20 protein-coding genes and 2 pseudogenes are annotated in these 19,153 nt (G+C 57.6%); 15 read left to right on the plus strand and 7 right to left on the minus strand.

Going from position 1 to position 19,153, the window contains the following annotated elements:
• Window positions 1-74 precede the first annotated feature (74 nt).
• Together RBH71_RS03055 and RBH71_RS03060 are read right to left on the minus strand one after the other, a co-directional pair.
• A pseudogene (locus RBH71_RS03055) lies at window positions 75-627 on the minus strand (Dps family protein).
• Between the two features lie 107 nt (window positions 628-734).
• On the minus strand, window positions 735-1,571 hold the full coding sequence (locus RBH71_RS03060; RefSeq protein WP_076846010.1) for an alpha/beta fold hydrolase: 837 nt from the start codon (window positions 1,569-1,571) through the stop codon (window positions 735-737).
• A 229-nt stretch (window positions 1,572-1,800) separates the two neighbouring features.
• Here RBH71_RS03060 and RBH71_RS03065 point away from each other — a divergent pair, with 229 nt between their 5' ends.
• Window positions 1,801-2,799 (plus strand): GlxA family transcriptional regulator, encoded by a 999-nt coding sequence (locus tag RBH71_RS03065; protein ID WP_076845994.1) that lies wholly within the window; start codon window positions 1,801-1,803, stop codon window positions 2,797-2,799.
• Window positions 2,800-2,939: 140 nt separating this feature from the next.
• Here RBH71_RS03065 and RBH71_RS03070 read toward each other — a convergent pair whose 3' ends face one another.
• From RBH71_RS03070 to RBH71_RS03080, 3 genes are all read right to left on the minus strand, one after another.
• The gene (locus tag RBH71_RS03070) at window positions 2,940-3,404 is read right to left on the minus strand and encodes a DUF1348 family protein (protein ID WP_076846011.1); all 465 of its coding nucleotides are present in this window, start codon (window positions 3,402-3,404) and stop codon (window positions 2,940-2,942) included.
• A gap of 351 nt (window positions 3,405-3,755) precedes the next feature.
• Window positions 3,756-4,226 (minus strand): cyanase, encoded by a 471-nt coding sequence (gene cynS, locus RBH71_RS03075; protein WP_111800966.1) that lies wholly within the window; start codon window positions 4,224-4,226, stop codon window positions 3,756-3,758.
• A gap of 30 nt (window positions 4,227-4,256) precedes the next feature.
• Entirely contained in the window at window positions 4,257-4,916 is a 660-nt protein-coding gene (locus RBH71_RS03080; RefSeq protein WP_113556464.1) for a carbonic anhydrase, read from the minus strand.
• 111 nt (window positions 4,917-5,027) lie between these two features.
• Here RBH71_RS03080 and cynR point away from each other — a divergent pair, with 111 nt between their 5' ends.
• Entirely contained in the window at window positions 5,028-5,927 is a 900-nt protein-coding gene (cynR, locus tag RBH71_RS03085) for a transcriptional regulator CynR (RefSeq protein WP_112361294.1), read from the plus strand.
• Window positions 5,928-5,944: 17 nt separating this feature from the next.
• Here cynR and RBH71_RS03090 read toward each other — a convergent pair whose 3' ends face one another.
• Window positions 5,945-6,844, minus strand: coding sequence for a LysR family transcriptional regulator (locus RBH71_RS03090; RefSeq protein WP_111800969.1), 900 nt, complete (start codon window positions 6,842-6,844; stop codon window positions 5,945-5,947).
• Between the two features lie 108 nt (window positions 6,845-6,952).
• On the opposite strand from RBH71_RS03090, the gene RBH71_RS03095 reads away from it, so the two are divergent.
• The 10 genes and pseudogenes from RBH71_RS03095 to RBH71_RS03140 all read left to right on the plus strand — a co-directional run bounded on the left by RBH71_RS03095 (window position 6,953) and on the right by RBH71_RS03140 (window position 14,360).
• Complete coding sequence (locus tag RBH71_RS03095) at window positions 6,953-7,585, plus strand: HD domain-containing protein (RefSeq protein WP_035201052.1); 633 nt, start codon at window positions 6,953-6,955, stop codon at window positions 7,583-7,585.
• A gap of 36 nt (window positions 7,586-7,621) precedes the next feature.
• The gene (locus RBH71_RS03100; protein ID WP_076845996.1) at window positions 7,622-8,308 is read left to right on the plus strand and encodes an amino acid ABC transporter permease; all 687 of its coding nucleotides are present in this window, start codon (window positions 7,622-7,624) and stop codon (window positions 8,306-8,308) included.
• A gap of 1 nt (window position 8,309) precedes the next feature.
• Window positions 8,310-8,966 (plus strand): amino acid ABC transporter permease, encoded by a 657-nt coding sequence (locus RBH71_RS03105; RefSeq protein WP_035201049.1) that lies wholly within the window; start codon window positions 8,310-8,312, stop codon window positions 8,964-8,966.
• A gap of 65 nt (window positions 8,967-9,031) precedes the next feature.
• Complete coding sequence (locus RBH71_RS03110; RefSeq protein WP_162632326.1) at window positions 9,032-9,820, plus strand: transporter substrate-binding domain-containing protein; 789 nt, start codon at window positions 9,032-9,034, stop codon at window positions 9,818-9,820.
• A gap of 57 nt (window positions 9,821-9,877) precedes the next feature.
• On the plus strand, window positions 9,878-10,609 hold the full coding sequence (locus tag RBH71_RS03115) for an amino acid ABC transporter ATP-binding protein (RefSeq protein ID WP_111800971.1): 732 nt from the start codon (window positions 9,878-9,880) through the stop codon (window positions 10,607-10,609).
• Between the two features lie 57 nt (window positions 10,610-10,666).
• A complete protein-coding gene (locus RBH71_RS03120; protein ID WP_113556463.1) occupies window positions 10,667-11,548 on the plus strand; it encodes an NAD(P)-dependent oxidoreductase in 882 nt (293 codons plus the stop codon).
• 14 nt (window positions 11,549-11,562) lie between these two features.
• Window positions 11,563-11,904 carry a hypothetical protein gene (locus RBH71_RS03125; RefSeq protein ID WP_111796585.1) on the plus strand — a complete coding sequence of 114 codons (342 nt, stop codon included), beginning with the start codon at window positions 11,563-11,565 and terminating at the stop codon, window positions 11,902-11,904.
• A 170-nt stretch (window positions 11,905-12,074) separates the two neighbouring features.
• A complete protein-coding gene (locus RBH71_RS03130; RefSeq protein WP_113556462.1) occupies window positions 12,075-12,509 on the plus strand; it encodes a RidA family protein in 435 nt (144 codons plus the stop codon).
• Between the two features lie 261 nt (window positions 12,510-12,770).
• Window positions 12,771-13,178: a winged helix-turn-helix transcriptional regulator gene (locus RBH71_RS03135; protein ID WP_065706106.1), complete on the plus strand. Its 408-nt coding sequence runs from the start codon at window positions 12,771-12,773 to the stop codon at window positions 13,176-13,178.
• Between the two features lie 181 nt (window positions 13,179-13,359).
• Window positions 13,360-14,360 (plus strand): annotated as a pseudogene (locus RBH71_RS03140) (alkene reductase).
• 583 nt (window positions 14,361-14,943) lie between these two features.
• Here the strand turns inward: RBH71_RS03140 and RBH71_RS03145 are convergent.
• Window positions 14,944-15,939, minus strand: coding sequence for a LacI family DNA-binding transcriptional regulator (locus tag RBH71_RS03145; protein WP_113556460.1), 996 nt, complete (start codon window positions 15,937-15,939; stop codon window positions 14,944-14,946).
• A gap of 175 nt (window positions 15,940-16,114) precedes the next feature.
• On the opposite strand from RBH71_RS03145, the gene RBH71_RS03150 reads away from it, so the two are divergent.
• From RBH71_RS03150 to RBH71_RS03160, 3 genes are all read left to right on the plus strand, one after another.
• Window positions 16,115-17,068, plus strand: coding sequence for a sugar ABC transporter substrate-binding protein (locus RBH71_RS03150; RefSeq protein ID WP_019565640.1), 954 nt, complete (start codon window positions 16,115-16,117; stop codon window positions 17,066-17,068).
• 126 nt (window positions 17,069-17,194) lie between these two features.
• The gene (locus tag RBH71_RS03155; protein ID WP_065662701.1) at window positions 17,195-18,316 is read left to right on the plus strand and encodes an ABC transporter permease; all 1,122 of its coding nucleotides are present in this window, start codon (window positions 17,195-17,197) and stop codon (window positions 18,314-18,316) included.
• Window positions 18,316-19,104 carry an ATP-binding cassette domain-containing protein gene (locus RBH71_RS03160; RefSeq protein WP_113556458.1) on the plus strand — a complete coding sequence of 263 codons (789 nt, stop codon included), beginning with the start codon at window positions 18,316-18,318 and terminating at the stop codon, window positions 19,102-19,104. The genes RBH71_RS03155 and RBH71_RS03160 overlap by 1 nt, the downstream gene beginning before the upstream one ends.
• Window positions 19,105-19,153: the final 49 nt, after the last annotated feature.

The following is a 19,153-nucleotide window of genomic DNA, read 5'->3' on the forward strand; positions in this document are numbered from 1 at the left end:
CAGATGCGGGTTTGCTCCGCCGCCGCCGCGATCCCAAGGGGCGGGGAGCGGAATTCAGGGCACCCTCGGTCAAATCATTGGCCGTTAGTGTCGCGCAGAATCTCGAACGGAAACCAGACACGCTTTTCGGTTTCGTCGATCCAGTTCTCGATCAGACTGGCGGTCGCGACGTCGCCATACTCATCGCAGACGTCATGCAGCGAGCGCATGCTTGCGACAAGGCTGCCATTGTCGTCGCGCAGTTCGGCGAGCATTCCATGTGGAAGCACGCAGTCGGCATCATTGTTGCTTGCGCGAGATGTCGCCGATCGACCGCAGCGTGTCGCCGCCAACCTTGCGGACCCGTTCGGCGAGCGGATCGGTCATCGCAAACAGTTCGTCGCCGTGCTCGTCGAGTAGCAGATGGCAATCGCGGAAATCCGATCCGGACATATGCCAGTGAAAATTCTTGGTCTTGATATAGAGCGCGAACACATCTGCCAGCACGGTGGGCGCGCCGGCGGAGATGTCCCTGACCGCGTCGCTGCCCAGTCCTGTCGGACCTCTCAGCGCAGCGGCAGCACGCAATTTGACCGATTTTCCTGAAAATGAATTGACTATGACGGAGCTGGCGAATCGCTTGAGCATGCGGCGCGATTCGCCAGGTTGCGGTCGCCGAAGAGGGGCGAAAGCGCCGCCCTTCGGTTTCATTGGCCGAGACAGCCGCGGCGCGGATCATTCGCGCCGTATCGGGGTCAGCCCTTGATGAAGGCCAGCAGATCGGCGTTCAGGACGTCGGCGTTGACGGTGAGCATACCGTGAGAGAAGCCGGGATAGGTCTTGATCTGGCCGTTCTTCAGAAGCTTAATCGACTTCCTGGCGGCATCAGCAATCGGCACGATCTGGTCGTCCTCGCCGTGCAGGACGAGCGTCGGGACGGTGATCGCCTTCAGGTCTTCCGTCTGGTCGGTTTCGGAGAAGGCCTTGATGCCGTCATAATGAGCCTTTGCACCGCCCATCATGCCCTGGCGCCACCAATTCTGGATTACGCCTTCCTGAACCTTGGCGCCATCGCGGTTAAAACCGTAGAACGGGCCGGCCGGGACATCGCGGAAGAATTGCGCCCGATTGGCCGCCAGCGCCGAACGGAAGCCGTCGAACACTTCGATCGGCAGGCCTTCGGGATTGGCTGCGGTCTTCAGCATCAGCGGCGGGACTGCCGATACCAGAACGGCCTTGGCGACACGACCGGCCGGCTGACCAAACTTCGCCACATAGCGCGCCACCTCGCCACCGCCGGTGGAATGGCCGATGTGGATTGCGTTCTTCAGATCGAGCGCTTCGACGACAGCGAAAGCGTCGGCGGCATAGTGGTCCATATCATGCCCTTCGGAAACCTGGGTAGAGCGTCCGTGGCCACGGCGATCATGGGCAACGACCCGGTAACCGTTGGCGAGGAAGAACAGCATCTGGGCATCCCAGTCGTCAGACGATAACGGCCAGCCGTGATGGAAGACGACGGGCTGAGCATCCTTGGAGCCCCAATCCTTGTAAAAGATTTCAGTGCCGTCTTTAGTTGTTACGAAGCCCATGTCGATATCTCCTTGTGATGAATTGTTTGTGGAAGAGGTTTGTGAGAAGGCGAGCGCCGGGATGCTCACGCTGGCAAGTGCGATGCTTCCGATTAGTACGCTGCGTCTCGACACGAAAAACCGATCTGTGTCGGATGCCATTGTATTTCTCCTGTCGCGCTGTGTTTGCGAATTCCGTATTTGACAAAGAGAACTTAGCGCCATTATCTGGCGGAAACACGTGGCGGAAATGACTTTATCCGAGGCAAAAGTGGCAAATACCAAAGCGCCTGATTTCATTGAGGTGGGCTTACTGGTTTACCCGGATTGTCAGCTGGCTGCCGTCTATGGACTGACCGATCTGTTTCGCGTGGCCAACGACTGGTCTACAAATCTGCAGGCGCCGACAACTTATCGCAACATTCGGGTCAGTCACTGGAAGATGGAGGGTGGTGACGTATCCTGCATATGGGATTCAAGCCCTGGCATCCCACACGCGTTGAGCTACGTCATCGCGCCGCCTAGCATCATCATGCCTGAGAAGATGAAAAGCATGAGCCCGGCTTCGCGATGGCTCGCGTCCCAGCATGCGCGCGGTGTTACGGTCTGTTCGATTTGTGCCGGGGCGTTTGTCCTTGCTGAGACCGGGCTCATCGACGGCCGACGTGCCACGACCCACTGGGCTTTTGCAGACAGGCTTGCGGAACAGTTTCCCAAGATTGACGTCTCACCCGATAACATGATCATCGATGATGGCGATGTCATCACCGCTGGCGGAATTCTGGCCTGGGCTGATCTTGGTCTGCTCCTTGTCGAGAAGCTGCTCGGGCAGGCCGTGATGCTTGAGACGGCACGCTTTCTTGTCGTTGATCCGCCGCGTCGCAGTCAGAGCCAGTACAAGGCTTTTCTTCCCCGTTTCGATCATGGCGATAAGGAGGTCCTGCAGGTTCAGCACCATTTTCATGCGACGCCTGAGCTGCAAAAATCGATCGGTGAGTTGGCGGAGAACGTGCGTCTTTCAGAACGGACACTTCAGCGCCGCTTTTTCCGAGCGACACGGCTGAAACTGACCGAATATCTGCAGAACGTTCGCATCATGAAAGCGCGACAGCTACTGGAAACGACAAATGGTTCCATCGAGAGCATTGCCTGGGCGGTCGGATACTCCGATCCCGCAGCATTCCGAAAAATATTCGGCCGATTGACCGGTGCAACTCCAAATGTTTACCGTGGCGATGCGCGACATTGATGCAGCACCAAACCTGGGGCTATTTCGAACTGTAGTGTTACGACAAGCGCAACCCGGCTGGAATGATGCCCGATCTTAAAAATGAACGCGCCAGCGCTGAGGACTGCGCCGGCGGGGTCAAACGTCATTGATAGAGCGATTTAGAGGCCGAGATCGCTCAGCGATGGATGGGCGTCTGGACGGCGGCCCAGCTCCCAATGGAACTTACGATCCGCCTCGGCGATCGGCATCTCGTTGATGCTAGAGTGGCGGTGCGACATCAGACCGTCTGCGGCAAAAAGCCAGTTCTCGTTGCCATAGGCCCGGAACCACTGACCGCTGTCGTCGCAATATTCATAGGCATAACGAACGGCGACGCGGTTGCCGGTGAAGGCCCAAAGCTCCTTGATGAGCCGGTATTCGTGTTCCTTATTCCATTTGCGGGCCAGGAAAGCCTGGGCTTCCTGCCGGTTGGAAGCGAATTCGACGCGGTTACGCCAGCGGGTGTCGACCGAGTAAGCCAAGGCGACCTTCGCTGCATCCCGCGAGTTCCAGCCGTCCTCGGCCAGGCGGACCTTTTCGATGGCGGTTTCGTGGGTGAAGGGCGGTACCCGAGGGCGTGTCACTGTCGCAGCTTTCGTGATTTGACTGGTTTCGGCAAGTGCCGAACCTACGAGGGCAACGGCGGGCAGGGCTGTGATGAAAGTGCGGCGTTTCATGCGAATGTACCTATCAATCTATTGGGCTGCACCGATTGGTACAGACAGGGTGCGCTTATGCGTGCCTTAGGCAATCAAGCGGGTTGATACCGCAAGCCCCCTGAGGATCCGAGCTGTCTGCACATCAACTCGGGTCACAACCCGGGGGCAATTCACGGCGGCGCCCGTGGTTGCGGCCGTGTCAGGTGCGAGGCGTGGCCCCGCGACCGGAAAGAGGTAGCCCGAGCGCGCAAGGCGTTGCGGTGGCTATCAGCATCGTCAAAACGGCTTTGTAGGAAGGTATTTGCCGTCGAGCGTAATGACTGCTCGGGAGCCGCCTTCTGGATCTTCAACCTTCTCGATGCTCAGCTTGAAGTTGATGGCGCTGATAATGCCGTCGCCGAATTTCTCATGGACCAGAGCCTTCAGCGTGGTCCCATAGACCTGCACGATCTCGTAGAAGCGGTAGATGGTCGGATCGGTCGGCAAACCATTCCCGATGCTGCCGCGGATCGGAACCGTCTGAAGCAGGGCAACGGCGGCGTCGTCGAGATCGAGCGTCTTGCCCACGGCCTTGGCGGCGTCCGCTGGGAGAGGATGCTGGCCGAGCAGGGCTGCGGTGACGAAGGCCTCCGACAGACCGGTGCCTTCAGTGATCTGGGCGTAGCTCAGGTCCTTCTTGAGTTTCGATGCGAGGATGACGTCCGTCAGGTCTTGGCGAGCGGCCTGCGTGGCTTGAGACTGCAACATTGGTATTATCTCCTTGGTTGGGATTGGGGCTCAGGCAGCGCGCCTGGCCTGATATTGGATGGCCTGGACTTCGGGATTGTCCGCAAGGGAAACGAAGGCGCCCTTGCTGCCATCGAAAGCTTCGATAAGGCCGCTCGCGATGTCGTAAATCCAGCCATGCAAGGCTATGCGCCCCTCTTCGAGAGCCAGGCGCACCGACGGGTGGGTCTGGATATTGGCGAGCTGGGCGATGACATTTTCACGCACCATGGATGCGACCTTGGCAGGCTCGTCCTTGTGCTGCCGGGCCTCGTTCACCACACGGGCTGAGTCCGCGTAGCGCAACCAACTGCCCACAGCAGGCATGTGGTCCAGGCATTTGCATGTCGCGATGGCCGTCATTGCACCGCAATCGGAGTGACCGCAGATCACAATGTCAGAGACCTTTAGTGCCGCGACCGCATATTCGACGGAGGCAGAAACGCCGCCCGGCTCGGGGCCGTAAGACGGAACGATGTTACCGGCGTTTCGGATGACGAAGAGGTCGCCCGGCTCGCGCTGAGTAACCAGTTCAGGCACCAGGCGGCTGTCCGAGCAGGAAATGAACAGAGCCCGCGGATTCTGCTGATTTGCTAAGTCCTTGAACAGCTTGACCCGCTCAGGGAAGGCTTCCCGCTGAAATTTCAGAAAGCCGTCAATAATGTCTTTCATCGCTGCAATCTCCGTTTCGCGATCTGTCGAGGATGAAACTACGGAGACCGTGGCATAATGTAAAAGTCTCGTTTATTATGCGCTGGATTAGATAATCTTATAGGTCTTAATATGCTCTCTCGACAGGTTCGTTACTTTCTCGCAGTGGCGGAGCAAGAGAGCTTCACGCGGGCTGCGGAGGCCTTGCATGTCTCCCAGCCGGCGCTTTCGCAGCAGGTCAGGTTGTTGGAGGAGAGCTTGGGTGTGCAGCTGTTCGACCGAACGGGTCGTACGACACGATTGACGGACTCCGGGGAGGTTTATCTGCAATACGTGCGCCGCGCTTCGCAGGAGTTCCTTGAAGCCAAGCGCGCCCTCCACGACGTCGACGACCTCAGCCGTGGTTCGCTGAGGGTGGCGGTGACGCCGACCTTCACGACCTATCTGGTGGGGCCCTTGGTCGGGGCGTTTCAGAGCCGCTACCCGAGTATCTCCCTCAATCTGCGAGAGATTTCCCAGGAGCACATGGAGAATCTACTCCTGTCTGACGAGATCGATGTGGGGATCGCGTTTTCCGGCACGCCGACAGCAGATCTCGACCTCGACTCCCTCCTGGTGGAAACCCTCGCCCTAGTCGTCAGAGCCGGGCACCCTCTGGCAAGTGAAAGATCCGTTGGACTTGATGCGCTGAGCGCGGAGTCACTGGTGCTGTTGAGTGCTGAGTTTGCGACGCGAGATCAGATCGACCGATTCTGCCGTCAGCACAGCATTCAGCCGCGTGTTCAGATAGAGGTCAACTCCATAAGCGCAGTGGTCGAAATTGTACGCCGGACAAGTCTCTCTACACTCCTTCCCGCAACAATCGCCTTCGCGCATCAGGATCTGAAGGCTATTGCACTCGATCCGGTGCGCCTCGAGCGTACCGCTGTACTGATGCAGCGCCGGCACGGCTACCGAAGTGCCGCGGCCAAGACCTTTGTCGCACTGGCAAAAGAGGTCGCGGCCGGGTTGGAGGGTATTCAGGAAGCGTGACGCGACCGCGCAGTTGTTCAGCCGCAGAAAGCGACGTCCACGCTCACCTTGCGGATCATCTGCGCCACTTGCGGTAACGCCCTGACCACGGCGCCCTTGTTGGTCCCGATAAACACGTCCTGCATCGGGAGACGGGAGTGGGTCCGCAGCGAATGCACCTTGCCTGCTTTAAGCTGCGTATGAAGCAGTCTGCCTGGCAATATGCTGATGCCCGTGCCCGCTTCGACCAGATTGAGGATGGCTCCAAGACTGTTGCAGACATTGAGGCGAAGACCAAGCTCGCGGTTACCGCTGAGAGCAGTGGTTGTCAGGGTGTGGAGATTGGATGGCGCGGGTGTCGAGAATATCCGTTGTCGCAGGAGCATCGCGTCCGAGACGAATTCGCGGGGCATCTCAAGTTTGGGGCTGGCAAACCATTCCACCGTCTGACGGCCGAGGAGTTCCAGCGCAACGTTGTCGTGCTCGGGGGGTGTCGACAGGACGGCGATATCGAGAAGCCCTTCAGAAAGCTGTCGGGCGAGGTTATGGCTCGTGTCGACAGTTGCTGCAACGCGGGTCTCGGCAAAGCGGCCGTCCAGTTCGTCCAGCAGTGCCGGGAGGCAGACTGTGGCAAAACTATCCATCACACCCACTCTGAGCGTCGGCAGGCGCGTATTGCGTGTCTTGATGTTAGATTCGATATCTCTGGCAATGCCGATCATCGCCTCGGCGTAGTGCTTGAGGGCTTCACCCTCGCTGGTCAGCTGCAGCTGCCGTTTTTGCCGAATGAAAAGCGGAACACCGAGTTGTTCCTCCAACTCCTTGATCCGATACGAAACCGTCGGCTGCGTGATGCTCAGCTTTTCTGCCGCGGCGTTGAAGCTGCGCAACTGAGAGGCCCAATAAAATGCTTCGACCGCCGAGAAACTGAGAGCCATTTTCTTCCATAGAAAAATTCGATCGATACCTGCCAATATCCTAATTGGATTTTGAATTCATTCAACCTTAAGCTCGCTCAATAAGCAGTTTATTCAGGTGATCAAAAAATGTACAAAACGATTTCGCGTGAGCATATTCTCGAAGATCTGCCTGAGATAGCGGATATCCAGTCGGACGAACTTCGAGAGAAGGTTATCGACGCCTGGGTTTTTGCTCTCGAGCGCTCATCTTTTGATCGCGTCACCGACATCCAGGGCGAGGGAAGCCCGAACATCTTTTCGCTCAAGCGTGGTACGCAGGACGCGCATCTGCGCGGCGTGACCCGGCTTGCACTGTCGATCTACGAGGAGTTCAAGGCCACATATCCCGAAGCCAAGGTTGATCGCGACATTCTCCTGGCCGGCGGGCTTTGCCACGACATCGGCAAGACCTGGGAATTCGATCCCGTCATGCTGAAGCGCTCCGAAGAACGTGGCGACCGCTATGGCGATCCCACGTTCCGCCACTCGGCCTACGGCGCGCATGTCTGCCTTTCCGTCGGTCTGCCCGATGAAGTCGGCCATATCTGCATGGGTCACGCAATGGAGTTCGGTCAGATCGGCCACAGTACAGAGTGCTTCATCATCCGTCAGGCCGACCACACCTGGTGGCTCGTCGCGGCAGCCCTCGATCTATGCCATCCCGATACGATCGCACAGGCGGGCAAGAACATTCGCGTCCGTCCCTTGGGCGCCGAATAAAACCGGGCACGGACTGTCACCATACGCGAGGGCAAAATGGCATATACATTCCAGTTCGCATCGTTGGTCCCATATCTGTCGCAGTTTCTCAGCGGTCTCTGGCTGACCATGCTGCTTTCATTCGTGGGCATATTCGGTGGCTTCGCCCTTGGCGTCTTCTGCGCGGTCGTTTCCACGCTTCCCGGACTTGTGCCGCGCCTGCTTGTACGCTGTTACGTGGAACTGATGCGCAATACGCCGCTGCTGGTGCAGATCTTCGTGATCTTCTTCGCACTGCCAAGCCTTGGGCTACGGCTTTCTCCCCTGACATCGGTGCTGGTCGCGCTCATCCTGAACAATGGCGGCTATATTGCCGAGATCGTTAGAGGCGGCATTCAGGCCACTCACCGGAGCCAGTTCGAAGCGGCGGAAAGCCTCGGGCTGACGTACCTCCAGACACTTCGGTTCGTGATCCTGCCGCCCGCACTGGAGAAGGTATTCACGCCGGTCGTTTCGCAATGCGTCCTACTGATGCTCTCGACCAGCCTTGTATCGGCGATCGGCGTCGAGGACCTGACAGGGGCTGCGATGATCGCAAGTTCCGAGACGTTCCGGACGATGGAAGTCTATCTGGTAATCGCCGCGATCTACGTAACCCTCAACTTTGTCTTCCGAGCCATCCTCAACGCTGCAGGTCTGCTGATATTCACACGTTCGCGCCGTAAACTCCTCGGGAGGGCATGATATGCGCACATTCGGTACCAACGAATTCCTCTTCATCGTCTATGCCCTTCAATGGACCCTGACCCTGACCGCAATCGCCTTCGTAGGCGGGGGGATACTTGGGGCGGCACTTGCCCTGCTGCGGATATCGACCAGCCGGACACTGAGAACTTTGACATCGGCTTACATGCAATTCATCCAGGGATTGCCGCTGCTGATCCTGATGTTCATCTGCTACTACGCGCCGTCGCTTTTCGGCTTCGAGCTTAGCGCGATCACGGCGGCCGCAATCGCCTTGACCATAAATTCGGCGGCGTTCCTTGGTGCCATCTGGGAAAGCGCCTTGCGCGCCATTCCCAAAGCACAGTGGGAAAGTGCCGAGGCACTCGCCATGCACCCGCTGAAGGTCCTCCGCTTCGTCATTGTGCCGCAAGCGGTCCGGCTGGCAATGCCTTCGACTGTCGGCTTCCTGGTGCAGATCATCAAACAAACGTCGATTGCGTCGATCATCGGCTTCATCGAGATCACACGTGCCGGACAACTCGTCAGCAATGCCACGTTCGAGCCGCTGAAATCCTTCCTGGCGGTTGCCGCACTTTATTTCATCGTCTGCTTCCCGCTGACACAAATCAGCCTCTGGCTGGAGCATCGAGCCGCCAAACGCGGATCGCGCGCCTAAATTCTTAACGACACGCAGAAGGTCGTTTTCACTAAACCCGGAACTCAAAAACTGTGAGGATAACAATGCGCTTAAAGTCTCTACTCATGCCCCTTGTCGGATTGGCAATCGCGTTTGGAACAACCGCTGCTTCCGCCTCATCGCTCGACGACATCATCGCCCGCAAAAAGGTCATGATTGGCGTGGATCTATCCGTTCCTCCCTTCGGAGTGACCAATCAGCAGATGCAACCCGATGGCCTTGACGTCGATGTTGCGAAGCTGCTCGCGAAGGATCTCGGCGTCCAGCTCGAGCTTGTGCCCGTTACCGGCCAGAGCCGCATCCCGTCGCTTCAGACCGGCAAGGTCGACTTCGTTGTTGCCAGCTTCGGCATCTATACCGAACGCGCCCTGTCTGTTGCTTTTTCCAATCCGTACGGCGGGCACAAGTCGGTCATCATCGCCCCCCAGGGTACCGAGATCAAAAGCCTCGAAGACTTGAAAGGCAAGCGCGTCGGCGTGCCTCGCGGAACCGCGCATGAGAAGATCCTTTCTGCGGCTAAGATCGACGGTATGGAACTGGTTCGCTTTGACGACGACAGCACGACGCTAAACGCACTCGTTGCCGGGCAGGTCGACGCAATCGGGACCGTCAATTACATCGCAGCTCAGCTCCAGCAGCGCTATCCCGATAGCAAGTTCGAGGAAAAGGTGACCTATCTTCAGAGCTTCTACGGCGTCGGCATGCGTCGCGGCGATCCGGATCTTCTGCACTGGTTGAATACCGTCCTGTTCGTTCACAACCAGAGCGGAGAACTGGGGCAAATCTACGAGAAGTGGATGAAGACACCGATGCCAGCTCTGCCATCCTTCTAAGCGCGGCCTATCGCGAGGTGCCTTGTCGCACCTCGCGTCCCCACCAGGAGATTTGAGATGTCCGTAGTAGTCGCAAACAATATCCGGAAAAGCTTCGGGCCGCTGGAAGTGCTTAAGGGCGTTTCCCTGACAGTTGGGGGCGGTGAGGTCGTCGCACTGATCGGCCGAAGCGGGTCTGGGAAAAGTACCTTCCTGAGATGCCTCAACGGTTTGGAAACGATCAACAGCGGCGAGATTCAGATCGCCGGCCATGCGATGTCACGCAAACCCGCCGCGCTGCGCGAACTGCGACGCGACGTCGGCATCGTTTTCCAGAGCTACAATCTGTTCCCTCACCTGACCGCTGGCGAAAACATCATGCTCGCGCCCATTCAGGTAAAAGGCGAGGCCAAGGCTGCGGCCCGTGAAGAAGCCAAGCGGTGTCTCGCACTGGTCGGCCTGGAAGATCGCTTCGATGCCTATCCCGATATGCTTTCGGGTGGACAGCAGCAGCGTATCGCCATCGCACGATCACTGGCCATGCATCCCAAGGTCCTTCTGTTCGATGAAGTCACATCCGCACTCGACCCGGAACTGACCGGCGAAGTGCTTGCTGTAATCGAAAGCCTCGGCCGTCAGGGCATGACGATGCTGTTGGTCACCCATGAAATGGGTTTCGCTCGTCGGGTCGCCAACAGGACGATCTTCATGAAGGACGGAGTGATCCACGAGGAAGGCCCGTCTTCCGAATTCTTTTCATCGCCGAAGACACCTGAGCTCCAGGCCTTCCTACGGTCTGAAGACGGCTGATCGAGCCGTCCATTCTATCGCGAAACATTGGCTGCCTTTGGCAGAAGAGGAATTGCTATGTCCACCAAACGGAAAATCGCGCTCATCGGCTGTGGTGTGATGGGAAATGCGATTGGTTCGCGCCTTCTGTCAGCAGGGCATGATTTGATCGCATTCGACCTGGATCAGGCCAAGCTCGCGCAGCTTGAGGCCAAGGGCGCATCCCCGGCGACGTCGGCATCGGATGCGGCCGCTCGCGCCGACGCCGTTGTTCTCAGCCTGAACTCGGCGCGGATCGTTCGAGAGGCCGTCTTCGGCGAAAAAGGGGTCGCAGAAGGAGCCCATCAGGGGACCGTGGTCATCGACATGTCGTCGATCGATCCGATCGCAACACGCCAGCTCTGCGCGGATGCCCTTGAGTCCGGTATGAAGTGGCTGGATTGCCCGCTTTCGGGCGGCGCACCGAAGGCGCTGGAGGGTAAGCTCACCGTCATGGTCGGGGGCGACCCGGTAGATTTTGCCGAGGCGAAGCCAATCCTCGACGACCTGTGCCAAAACCTGACTCTCATGGGCCCGAGCGGTGCTGGCCAGACAACCAAGCTGATCAACCAGGTCCTGTGTGCGCTCAATTTCGTCGCCGTGGCCGAGGCGACCAAGCTGGCAATCGATTCCGGTGTGGATGCGCAGCGGATTCCCGCGGCGCTGAGTGGCGGCCGCGCCGACAGTGCGATCCTGCAGGAGTTCATGGGTAAGATGGCGCGCAACGACTACTCGCCGAGCGGCCGCATCGACAACATGGTCAAGGATCTCTCAGCCGCGCAGTCACTAGCCATCCACACCGGCACGGCAATGCCCATGACATCGCTTTGCATGGAGATCCATCGGCTGATGGTCTCCGCAGGTCTCGGTGCGGCGGACAATGCCGCCCTGATGAAGTTTTACGACGGCCCGAAGGCCTAACGAGGAGGAATGACATGCTGATCCGCTACGCAGAATTCGTTGGAACGATCAAGGCCGGCAAGGAGGACGAATTCTACAGTTTCGTAGAGAAAACGCTGACGCCGCTATGGGCCAAATTTGACGGCGCGGTGAGCGTTGCCGTCTGCCGCGAGCTCGAACGCGACGAGGGTGCGCCGTCCATGCCCCTGCTTCTGGCCATCACCTATCCGGATCAGGCCGCGCTCGAGCGCGCCATGGCCTGCGACGCACGCTTCCAGTCGCGCGAACAGACACAGCAACTGCTGACCATGTTCGACGGCAAGGTCTATCACCGCGTCACCAGTGCCGCGATCCACGATCTCTCGGCACAGGGGTAAGCGCAATGACGTTCCCGCTTTTCGACCTTGCCGGTCTGTCACTCCGGCGGGCGATGTGAAGGACTGTCCGACATCGCTGGCCGTTTCAACTTTTTCATCCAACGGCGCTTGAAAATTCGCGACGCTTGTATCAGTGCCGCTAGCAACCAGCAAAGATTGCGAGGACCACTATGGATCGAGAGATCATTATACCCGACGAGATGCAGGAGATCGTCAGTCGAGCCGGCTATGCTCCCGCGGTTAAAGTCGGAGACACAATTTACGTCGTCGGCCAAGTCGGGCGGACCAAGGATCTCAAGATTATTCACGATCCTTTAGAGCAATTCAGAGCTATGTGGGACAATTTACGGATTGTCCTCGAAGCCGCTCATTGCACGTTCGATGACATCGTGGAAATGACAAGCTATCACGTCGAAATGTCCAAGCACATGGACGTGTTCCGGACAGTCAAAAACGAGGTGTTTCCGAAGGGAACCTATGCGTGGACCCTGATAGGTGTCTCTGAGCTCGCGCACCAGGGGCTCCTCGCTGAGGTGAAATGTGTTGCTGTAAAGCGATGCTGGAACCTTTGTGTCGCGAACGAACCTTTCCACGCTGAGCATTAAAGTTACAGCATCTTAGTTTATCGGAGGCGGTGGACTTTGGTTCGATTCCCTTCAAGTACACGATGCTGGCAGCGCGGTTTTGATGGGCCACTCGCGGTCCGCACGCAATGATCGCTTCGCACCCCACATCCGGCCATTTTGAGTCTGCTGCACCCGGCTGAAGTTTGTGTTGAGGGAGAGCCTCGGGAAATACAAGTATACATGGGCTACCTGTGCGCATAAAGATATCGACATGGATGGATTGTGAAGGTGCGTATCGTCATGGAATTAGATCCGATTTGCTTCTCCTCGGACTGCCCCAGCAGGACACTCTTCGATCAGATCGCCGATAAATGGTCCATGATGGTTCTGGCGGTTCTGTCGGACGGACCTCATCGGTTCAACCTCATCCGTAAGCGTCTGGAGGGCGTGAGCCAGAAGGCTCTGACACAGTGTCTCCGCAAACTGGAACGCAACGGCCTCATCACTCGTCGCATCGTGTCCGTATCGCCGGTGGCTGTGGAGTATGAGATCACAAAGCTGGGCCAAACACTGCAAAAGCCGTTCGGCGAGCTTCACCGGTGGACGCTGGACAAGCTGCCGGAGGTCAATGCAGCGCGAGAAGCCTTCGACGCCCGACGATCAGATGACGGTTTCAGCGGTATTCAGCTGGGAAAACGCGCTGATTGAGCCCAACCAAGACGGCGACCAGGTATCCTCAGGCCTACCAAGGCGATTCAAAGTGCCTGATTGACAGCAAGTCTACAACGTATACCTAGGCGTCCAGATCAACTGGAGCGTCAAAATGACTGAGTTAAAACTGCTGACCCCGCTGAAGACCGAGATGTTCGAATTCAAGAACCGCGTCTTCATGGCCCCGATGACAAGAGCGCGGTCACCAGACCATGTGGCGAACGAACTCACTGCAAACTACTACGCCCAACGCGCCACCGCTGGCCTGATCATCTCTGAGGGGACTCAGATCAGCGAGCAGGCGATCGGCTGGACGAATACGCCGGAATCCACACGGCCGAGCAGATCGAGGGATGGCGAAAGGTCACCCGGGCCGTGCACAACGCCGGGGGCCTCATCTTCGCCCAACTCTGGCATACCGGCCGCGCTTCTCATCCAGACTTCCATGGCGGAGCCTTGCCTGTCGCGCCGTCGGCTGTGCCCTTCAATAGCCAGGCTTTCACGCCCGAGGGGCCAAAGCCGACCGTCACGCCCCGGGCTCTCACCCTCGACGAGATCCACAGTACGATTCAGGACTACGAGGCCGCCGCGCGTGCGGCCAAGGCCGCTGGTTTCGATGGGGTTGAGGTGCATGGCGCCAACGGCTATCTGCCGGCCCAATTCCTCGAGGACGGTTCCAACAAGAGAACGGACGCCTATGGCGGCCCTGTCGAAAACCGCGCCCGCTTCCTGCTCGAAGCAACCGACGCCGCAATCCGGGTATTTGGGGCTTCCCGTGTTTCGGTCAGGCTCTCGCCCCGGATACCCTATAACGACATGGGCGATAGCGACCTGGAGGGCACCTATATGTTCGCCGTCGAAGCTCTCGAAACGAGGAAGGTGGGCATTCTTCACTTCATGGAGTCGGCGCAGCTTCCCGAGGGTCTCAAGCTGCTGGCGCCCGAGGCGAGAAAGCGGTTCTCCGGCTTGTTTGTCGTAAACGTTGGATATGACCGAGAAAGTGGCGAGCGGGCGATAGCAAGCAATCTGGCGGACGCGGTGACGTTCGGAACTCTCTTCATTAGCAACCCGGACCTGCCCGAACGCTTCCGTCAAAATGCCCCATTGGCGCCGTCCGACCCGTCCAGCTACTACGTGGGCGACGAGCGAGGCTATACCGACTATTCACCCCTCGGCTGAAGCATGTCAAGCTAGGCTTCATCTGCTGTCCCGTCGCTCACTCCATTACGGACAGAGTGACGGGATCGTCGTGAGAGCAGTTCCTGATGGCTCTAGATCGTAACGAGCGGCTGCGAAGTAGTTCAGCCGTTCCTGGGCGATAGAGGTCAAGGATGGGGCGATGGTCGCCCGGAGGCCATGAATGGTTCGCTCGGCGTTTTTTGCAAGTACGCCCTCAGTTTGGGCAAGGCCATTTCAGTGACCATCGACGCCGATGCCGCAATGGCCGAACTCGGACAAGGCGGCAGATTCTTCGATGTTCGCTCTAGCCTTTGACACCCCAACACCAGACAGTCCCCGCGCGACCCCCTTCCCGACATTCCAAGTAGGCCAGGTACTTGATCTGGCGTGGTTATCTGCGAGTTTGCATTTGAAGTAGTGGCAGGTCGACGGCTCGATTCCGTCCAAGGCGGTTGGTACGCACACTGCACGCCTGCCTCGTTGATGAAATCCAGGTTGGATGACATCCAAGCTTCGCCGCGACTTTGTGTCGTTCTGATCGGATGGTCCTAAAGAATAGTCAACTGTGATCAGTCGACAGCGTTTAAGTTGAGCGTCGAACGACAAGCTCTCCCCGAAGAGTTACCGTCTTCAAAGCCGAACTCCCCTTGATCATACTCAGAATTGCATCAATCATTTCGTCGCGCGGTTGCTCGTAGGTGGTAATATCGTATCCGAACGAACCGGATATCTCGTAGTTGTCGAAACCCACTATCGCAATATCTTCGGGAACTTGAAGGCGAAAGTTTGCCCGGATCTCATCCATTGCGCCCATCGCCAGAATGTCGTTTTCGCACATTAGCACATCGACGCGATCTTGCGGTGAAGTCTCGCTTAAGTACTTCCTCACCGAGGCCGCACCAGCGTCCAGACTGTATTTTTCCGCGCTCATTTGGACGATGTTTTGGATGCCTTTTTCTGCCCAGAACTCCGTGAAGTAATGGCTTCTTTTTAAAGCCGTGGACAAAGCGGCAGCACCGCTCATGAAGCCCGGGCGTTTGTATCCCTGCGCATGAAGGTGGTCGACGATCTCCCTGAGAGCAAGTTCCGCGTCGCAGACAACCGCTGGCACGCCGTCGATCTGACTGTCACGTGCAAGCACGAACATAGGCGGCATGCCGCGTCCGTGCTGCAGGTCTGTCAGGGTTTCGTCGCGAAACGCTGTACCAAACAGAATGATGGCATCGACCTGACGCTGGTCCGCATGGAGAAGTGCGTTCACATGGTTAAAGTGGCTATTGATATTGATCAGCATCACGACCAGGCCTGCGGCCTGGAGCTTCTCGGTAAGCGCCTCAAGGAAAGGAAGCTTTTGGGGGTTCGAAAAGTCGTCCACGAAGACAGCGATCTGCCCCGTCGAGTTGGTAGCAAGGCTTCGTGCAAGAAGGTTCGGCGTGTAGTTCAAAGCTGCAGCGGTCTCCAGTACCTTCCGCTTGCTTTCGTCGGTAATCGAAGCTCCCGGTGTGAAAGCTCGTATCACGGTCCACTTGGAGACTCCCGCCGCATCTGCCACCTGTTTAGCCGTTGCTCTCTTCCGCATAAACTCTCCGGTAATGGAACATAAATTCCATTTTTTTGATTCAGTGAAATGAATGCTTGCTTTTAACGCATTCTGACATAACATGCACCCGCTTGCACCCGGTAGCAAACACATTTGCACCCGGTAGCATTCGAATTCGTCACTCAGAGGAGTGGGTGACATTGAGGAGGAAAAAATGAAATCCATTTGGAAGAATTTCGCTTCTGCGGCTATTGCCGTGTCACTGATTGGCGCTTGGTCGGTTGGCGTCAAAGCCGAGGAGCAGCCCAGCATCATCGCCGTCACTCATGGACAAGCTTCTGACCCCTTCTGGTCGATCGTGAAAAACGGAATGATGCAGGCCGGCAAGGACATCAATGCCAAGGTTGACTACCGGGCACCCGAGACCTTCGATATGGTCGCAATGGCTCAGCTCATTGAGGCCGCAGTCAATCAAAACCCGGCGGGCATTGTAATTTCCAATCCCGATCCGGATGCGCTAGGCCCGGCGATTGCCAAGGCCATCGCGGCCGGTATCCCCGTCATTTCCATGAATTCCGGCATTGCCGCAACGGAAAAGCTTGGCATCAAGCTTCATGTTGGCCAGGACGAACTTACCGCAGGGGCCAAGGTCGGCGAAAAACTCAAGTCTCTGGGCATGAAGCATGTGCTGTGCGTAAACCAGGAGGTGGGAAATGCCGCCCTTGACCAGCGCTGCGCAGGTACCGCCAAGGGCTTCGAAGGTGGAAAGGTAACGGTCCTGCCGACGTCCGCCGACCCGGCGGAAATTGAATCAAAGATCCAGGCTGCTTTAACCTCGGATTCTTCTGTCGATGTCGTGCTTGGCCTGTCGGCACCGCTCGTCGGTGAGCGAGCGGTTGCTGTTGTCGAGAAGATGGGCAATGGCGACAAGGTCAAGGTCGCTTCTTTCGATCTCTCGGCCAATTTCCTGAAGGCTGTTTCGGAAGGCAAGGCGCTTTTTGCCGTGGATCAGCAACCCTATCTCCAGGGATATCTGCCAGTCACATTCCTCGCGCTGAATGCAAGATATGGCACGATTCCTGCTGGAAACGTTGCCTCGGGTCCGAGCTTTGTCGAGAAGGATACCGCCGCTTCGGTGATCGAGAAATCCTCCCAGGGTATCCGCTGAGCGAGACCCATCCGGCAGCTCCCGCACCTCCAGCGGGGGCTGCCCTCATCGCCCGACATCCGATCCGCGTGAAGCGTGAACGGCAGCCGATGGCGCACGTAAACAACTGACATCTGAGGTACGACCATGACGCTGGCCAACGAACAGAACGGGTCCCCGACTCGATCCGACGAGCGCCTGAAAAAGGTTTCGACTTTGACCGCGCTCGCGCGACGTCCGGAACTCGGCGCAGTCGCAGGACTGGTGCTCGTCACAACATTCTTCATGCTGACCGCAAACCCCGCCATGTTCACACTTGCAGGCGTTGTAAACTTCATGGCGCCAGCTGCTCAACTGGGGATTCTTGCGGTTGGCGCGGCACTCTTGATGATCGGCGGCGAATTCGATCTGTCGATCGGCTCGATGGTCGCGTTCGCAGGGCTAGTTTTTGGCACGGCCCTTGTGGTCCTTAATCTGCCGCTCAGCGTCGCGATCCTGATCGCGCTTGCTTTCGCCGTGGTCATCGGTGTCACCAACGCCCAGCTCACCATGCGCACCGGACTTCCATCGTTCATAGTAACGCTTGCGTTTCTCTTCATTCTTCGTGGCCTCACGCTCGTCGGACTGAAGTGGGCGAGCGGCGGTTCAACACAGCTTCGCGGCATGAGGGAAGCTGTGGCGGACAGTCCCCTTGCGCCGCTGTTTTCAGGCGATGCCTTCCCGGGCCTCTTCACGTGGCTTGGCAGTGCAGGCGTCATCGAGACCTTCCCCAATGGAACGCCGAAAGTCCCCGGTATCCCCGTAGAAATCCTCTGGTTTGTGCTGATTGCACTCGTCGCGACCTGGGTTCTGCTGCGCACGAGGTTTGGAAACTGGATCTTTGCATCCGGAGGCGACCCGAAGTCAGCTCGCAAGTCGGGTGTTCCCGTCGCGCGCGTAAAGACGACCCTCTTCATTGTTACCGCCATGTGCGCCACTCTTGTCGCGATCCTCACCGTGCTTGATGCGGGTTCAACGGACGCACGACGGGGATTTCAGAAGGAGTTCGAAGCCATCATTGCGGCCGTCATCGGCGGATGTCTCCTGACTGGAGGATATGGTTCGGCAATCGGTGCGTTCTTCGGATCCATCGTCTTCGGCATGGTCTTGATCGGTCTCACCTACACGTCAATCGACCAGGATTGGTACCTCGTCTTCCTCGGCGGGATGCTGCTGATTGCGGTTATTTTCAACAACATCATTCGCAAGCGTGTGACGGGAGAACGCTGATGAGCACGAGCCAGACACCACTCGTCGAGGTCAAGAACCTCGTAAAGCACTTCGGCTCGATTATCGCACTCAACGGCGTTTCGCTGAGTGTTCACGCAGGAGAGGTTCTGTGCCTCCTCGGAGATAACGGAGCCGGAAAATCAACTCTGATCAATACTCTTTCCGGCGTTCACAGACCGACATCCGGCGACTTCCTCGTCGAGGGGAAACAACATCTCTTTACCGGGCCAAGAGATGCGCTCGATGCGGGGATTGCTACCGTCTACCAGGATCTGGCGATGATCCCGCTGATGTCTGTCACTAGAAACTTCTTCATGGGTCGCGAGCCGTTGAAGGGTTTCGGTCCGTTCAAATACATGGACATGGAATTCGCGGATCGCGTGACCAGCGAAGAAATGAAGAGAATTGGCATCGATGTTCGTGAACCCGGGCAGGCCGTCGGCACGCTCTCCGGTGGCGAACGTCAATGCGTGGCGATCGCACGCGCCGTGTATTTCGGGGCGAAAGTCCTCATTCTCGATGAACCGACATCTGCACTCGGTGTTGCACAAACCTCGATGGTCCTAAAGTACATCGATCAGGTTCGTCGCAAAGGTCTGGGCGTGATTTTCATTACCCACAACGTCAGACACGCTTTTGCCGTCGGCAACCGTTTTACAGCTCTGAACAGGGGAAAGACGCTTGGCACATTTGCCAAACATGAAATCAGCCTCGATGGCCTGCAGAAACTGATGGCCGGCGGCAAAGAACTCCAGTCGATCTCCGCGGAGCTGGGCGGCACCATCTGAAGACACTTGGAAACATGAATTTTGGCCCGGCGCGTTCGCCGGGCCTTGG

The sequence above is a fragment of the Rhizobium sp. AN68 genome, from assembly GCF_030758035.1.
In the GTDB taxonomy this organism is placed as follows: domain Bacteria; phylum Pseudomonadota; class Alphaproteobacteria; order Rhizobiales; family Rhizobiaceae; genus Agrobacterium; species Agrobacterium tumefaciens.

Excerpts from the sequence above, each read along its gene's own strand:
- RBH71_RS03060 (WP_076846010.1), bottom strand. The coding sequence starts at position 1,571 with ATGGGCTTCGTAACAACTAAAGACGGCACTGAAATCTTTTACAAGGAT.
- RBH71_RS03065 (WP_076845994.1), top strand. The coding sequence starts at position 1,801 with ATGACTTTATCCGAGGCAAAAGTGGCAAATACCAAAGCGCCTGATTTC.
- cynS (WP_111800966.1), bottom strand. The coding sequence starts at position 4,226 with ATGTTGCAGTCTCAAGCCACGCAGGCCGCTCGCCAAGACCTGACGGAC.
- RBH71_RS03080 (WP_113556464.1), bottom strand. The coding sequence starts at position 4,916 with ATGAAAGACATTATTGACGGCTTTCTGAAATTTCAGCGGGAAGCCTTC.
- cynR (WP_112361294.1), top strand. The coding sequence starts at position 5,028 with ATGCTCTCTCGACAGGTTCGTTACTTTCTCGCAGTGGCGGAGCAAGAG.
- RBH71_RS03090 (WP_111800969.1), bottom strand. The coding sequence starts at position 6,844 with ATGGCTCTCAGTTTCTCGGCGGTCGAAGCATTTTATTGGGCCTCTCAG.
- RBH71_RS03095 (WP_035201052.1), top strand. The coding sequence starts at position 6,953 with ATGTACAAAACGATTTCGCGTGAGCATATTCTCGAAGATCTGCCTGAG.
- RBH71_RS03100 (WP_076845996.1), top strand. The coding sequence starts at position 7,622 with ATGGCATATACATTCCAGTTCGCATCGTTGGTCCCATATCTGTCGCAG.
- RBH71_RS03105 (WP_035201049.1), top strand. The coding sequence starts at position 8,310 with ATGCGCACATTCGGTACCAACGAATTCCTCTTCATCGTCTATGCCCTT.
- RBH71_RS03110 (WP_162632326.1), top strand. The coding sequence starts at position 9,032 with ATGCGCTTAAAGTCTCTACTCATGCCCCTTGTCGGATTGGCAATCGCG.
- RBH71_RS03115 (WP_111800971.1), top strand. The coding sequence starts at position 9,878 with ATGTCCGTAGTAGTCGCAAACAATATCCGGAAAAGCTTCGGGCCGCTG.
- RBH71_RS03120 (WP_113556463.1), top strand. The coding sequence starts at position 10,667 with ATGTCCACCAAACGGAAAATCGCGCTCATCGGCTGTGGTGTGATGGGA.
- RBH71_RS03125 (WP_111796585.1), top strand. The coding sequence starts at position 11,563 with ATGCTGATCCGCTACGCAGAATTCGTTGGAACGATCAAGGCCGGCAAG.
- RBH71_RS03130 (WP_113556462.1), top strand. The coding sequence starts at position 12,075 with ATGGATCGAGAGATCATTATACCCGACGAGATGCAGGAGATCGTCAGT.
- RBH71_RS03135 (WP_065706106.1), top strand. The coding sequence starts at position 12,771 with ATGGAATTAGATCCGATTTGCTTCTCCTCGGACTGCCCCAGCAGGACA.
- RBH71_RS03145 (WP_113556460.1), bottom strand. The coding sequence starts at position 15,939 with ATGCGGAAGAGAGCAACGGCTAAACAGGTGGCAGATGCGGCGGGAGTC.
- RBH71_RS03150 (WP_019565640.1), top strand. The coding sequence starts at position 16,115 with ATGAAATCCATTTGGAAGAATTTCGCTTCTGCGGCTATTGCCGTGTCA.
- RBH71_RS03155 (WP_065662701.1), top strand. The coding sequence starts at position 17,195 with ATGACGCTGGCCAACGAACAGAACGGGTCCCCGACTCGATCCGACGAG.
- RBH71_RS03160 (WP_113556458.1), top strand. The coding sequence starts at position 18,316 with ATGAGCACGAGCCAGACACCACTCGTCGAGGTCAAGAACCTCGTAAAG.